We start from the raw sequence: 3,523 nt of genomic DNA on the forward strand, positions 1-3,523 counted from the left end.
GCTCAGGGAGGACCGCTGACCCACCCCACCGGGCGGGACTACATCTTCTAGAAGGACGTCCAGCCATCGCTCCCCCTGGTGACCAGGGGCATCCGGAAAGGACGTGGGCCGGCCCGTGCTTCGACTTCTCTTCGCCCTGATGTCGCTGCTCCCCTACGGCTTGCGCCGCCACGTCGTGCGCGGCCTGATGCACGGCGTGTGGGGACGGCTGTCCCACGCGAAGGTGTACGGCCTGAAGGACCTGCCGGACGGCCCCTGCCTCTTCATCTGCAACCACCTGTCCAACGCGGACGGCTTCACGCTCTACCGGGCGCTGCGTCCCCGGCGCATCGTCTTCCTGGCGGGCGTGAAGCTGCACGGCACCGTGATGACCCGGCTGGCGGCGGAGACGATGGACACCATCGACATCACGCCCAACTCGCCGGACATCGAAGCGCTGCGCCGCTGCGTGGAGCTGCTCAAGGGCGGCCAGTCCGTCCTCATCTTCCCGGAAGGGGGCCGCAGCCGCGCCGGAGGCCTGCTCGAGGCGAAGAAGGGCGTGGGGCTCATCGCCAAGCGCGCGGGCGTGCCCATTGTCCCGGTGGCGCTCACGGGCACGGAGAAGCTCATGCCCATCAACGACTCCGACATGGGCGGCGAGCGGCTCTTCCACGCGGATGTCACCGTGACCTTCGGGCCCGCGTTCCGCATGGCGGACCTGGAGCCGGAGGTGTCCGGCTCCTCCGACACGCGCCAGGCGCTGGTGGACGCGATGATGCGCCGGGTGGCCGCGCTGCTGCCGCCCGCGTACCAGGGCGTCTATGCAGGTGGCCCGGAGCCGGTGGCCCCCACGGCTCCGCCCTCCGCCGTGCCGCCCTCCGCGTAGTCCGCGTCACGCTGTACGAAAACGGCCGCGCGGGCGGGTGCCCACGCGGCCGTCTGTCTTCAGGCCATCCCGGTTACTGGAGGAACGCCTTCTTGACCTCGGTGAGCAGCGGGTTGGTGCCCGTCGCGGGGTCGGTGCATCCCTGGTTGATGGTCCAGATGATGGTGCCGCCGTAGCCGTTCGCCTTGGCGTACTGGCCCTTGGCCTGGATGGCCTCCGGACCGTCGTACGTAATCCAGCGCACCGTGCCGTCCTCCACCGGCGTGTTGAACGTGACGTAGTTGGCCTGCGCCGCCGCGTCCCACTGGAGCGTGCCCGTCTTGGAGAGCGCCAGAATCTTCTTGTACGTGAAGGAGTTGTCCCCGCCCACGTAGTCGGACCAGTCCGTGAAGGGCTGGCGCGGGCCGGTGATGTGCCGCCACGCGAGGCCGTAGAACGGGATGCCCATGCCCAGCTTCTCCTTGGGGATGCCCGCGGCCACCCAGGCCTTGAGGCTGGACTCCACGGAGGTCGGGTGGGTGCCGGACTCGCCCTTGAGCGCGGACGTGAACCACGAATCCCAGCCGCCCCAGACGCCAATCATCTCGTAGGACATGACGTTCACCTGGTCCAGGTACTGGGCCAGCTGCGGGTACCACTTGAGCGACGCGTCCGTGGCGAAGTTGTTGTTGATCCAGCCAATGGGGAACGTCAGCAGCATGTTGGGCCGCACCTGACGCAGCCGCTGCACCAGCGCGAGCAGGTTCGGCTTGTCCGCCTCCTCCACCGGCTCCCAGTCGATGTCGAGCCCGTCGTAGCCGTGGTCGTCCATCGCCTTGAGCAGGTTCTGGACGAACTTCTCCCGGTTGGCGGAAGAGGCAGCGCCCACCCAGTTGGCGTGCTCGCCCGCGCCGCCCACCATGATGATGGCCTTGCGCCCCGCCGCGTGCGCGCGGGTGGAGAGCGTCTTCGCCATGGCGGAGCCATTCGAGTTGTCGAAGATGGCGTCCACCGTGCCGTCCGTGTTCGGCGTCACGCGGCCCACCATGATGTGCGTGAGCGCGCTGAAGTCCACCTTCTCCGGCGGGTAGTCATCCGCGTTCCAGCCCGTGTAGTAGCCGGACACCCACTTGTTGGTGTTGCCCACCGGGCCCGTCACCACCACGTCCGCCGTGGCCTTCTTCGTCGTGTCCGCCTTGCTCGTGGCCACGACGTGGTAGGTGCCCGCCGTCTGGGGCGCGGTGTACGTGCCGCTGGTGGTGACGGTGCCGCCGGTGGCGCCTTCCTGCACGCTCCAGGTGACGGCCGTGTTGGTGTTGCCCGTCACCAGCGCGGTGAAGGTCTGCACGCCGCCTCGCGACAGCGTCACGCTGGCGGGGGTGACGCTGACACTCACGCCCGTGGTGGAGGTCCGCTTGCCGGACACCGCCGCGGACTTCGCGCTCTCACCGACCGCGTTCAGCGCGGTGACGGCGTACCAGTACGTCGTGTTCACGGCCGCGCTGGTGTCCTTGTAGGACGCGGCGGTGAGCGCGGAGGAAGTGAGCCGCGTGTACGTGCCCGTCTGAGACGTGGCGCGATACACGTGGTAGCCGGAAGCGCCCGTCACCGTGCCCCAGGTGAGGGCCACGTCCGTGGCGGAGCCCGTGGCCTTCAGGGCCGTGGGCGCGGAAGGCGCGGTGGTGCCCGCCGCCAGGCGCACGTTGTCCAGGTACATCACGGGCAGCGAGCGGCCCGCGTTCTCCATCACCACCAGGCCATCCAGCGTCGTGTTCGCCGCGCCCAGCGTGGAGAGCGGCATGCGGCACAGCGTCCACGTGTTGGCCTTCAGCGTGCCGCCCGTACAGGTGGGGTTGAGCGCCACGGGCGACTTCGCCACGCCGCCCACGCTCGCGTAGAGCGCCAGCGCGGGGTTGGTCGTCGCGCCGGGGTTCACCTGCAGCTCCACGAAGCCTTGGCCCGTGGTGGGCACGCCCGCGTGGTGGAAGTACAGGCCCGTCCAGGGGCCGAACGTCGCGGAGATGGAACGGGTGCCCGCGTACACGGGCCTCGTCGCGCTGAGGCTGTGCGTCGCCCAGGACCAGTCCTGCCAGCCCGAGCCGAGCCCGTCGTCGAACATCGTGGTCGCGCTCGCGAGCGCGTCCCCGGAATTCCCCAGCGAGTCGTCGTCTCCCGCGGTGGACGTGAAGTCCGGCGCGCCACCGCAGCCGGTGTGCATGGCGCCCAACGCCACGAGGAACCCAATGAGCTGCCTTCTCAAGTTCTCTCCTGCTGCCAGGTGAAAAGAGCGGGGCCGGGGGAACCGCATCCCCCTGCTCGCGGCGCGTGGCAGGGGTCCCCCGGTCGCCCTGTCGCCGCGCCTGGATTGGCGGACGTGCAAGGGGGGACCTGGCGAATCGCAGGGCGAGAAACACCGCGATTCATCGTCTGTGTTCAAGCCATGGGGTGGGGTGTTTCGGCACGTCGCCAGGACGGCAGGCTGCTGTGTCAGCGGCGCGGCGGGCGTCTGGCTTCAGAGGGAAACACGCCTGGTGACGGCTGGGGCGGGCGGGCTGAGTGATCCCCGCATTTAAGCGAGCGGATCGCCAGACGCCTACCTGACAGCTGCGTGCGAGGCGGAGTGGTGGGGAGCAGTAAGAGAGGCCATGCGGGGACGCAAAGTGGCCATCAACGAAGAGC

2 protein-coding genes are annotated in these 3,523 nt (G+C 69.3%); one reads left to right on the top strand and one right to left on the bottom strand.

The genetic code is table 11. From position 1 onward, the window contains the following. The first annotated feature begins 115 nt into the window (after positions 1-115). Positions 116-865 (top strand): 1-acyl-sn-glycerol-3-phosphate acyltransferase, encoded by a 750-nt coding sequence (locus D7Y11_RS42070; RefSeq protein ID WP_120577509.1) that lies wholly within the window; start codon positions 116-118, stop codon positions 863-865. Positions 866-938: 73 nt separating this feature from the next. Here the strand turns inward: D7Y11_RS42070 and D7Y11_RS42075 are convergent, their stop codons facing one another. Further along, positions 939-3,104, bottom strand: coding sequence for a glycosyl hydrolase family 18 protein (locus tag D7Y11_RS42075; RefSeq protein WP_126936473.1), 2,166 nt, complete (start codon positions 3,102-3,104; stop codon positions 939-941). Positions 3,105-3,523: the final 419 nt, after the last annotated feature.

Source organism: Corallococcus sp. AB018 (assembly GCF_003986945.1).
In the GTDB taxonomy this organism is placed as follows: Bacteria; Myxococcota; Myxococcia; order Myxococcales; family Myxococcaceae; genus Corallococcus; species Corallococcus exiguus.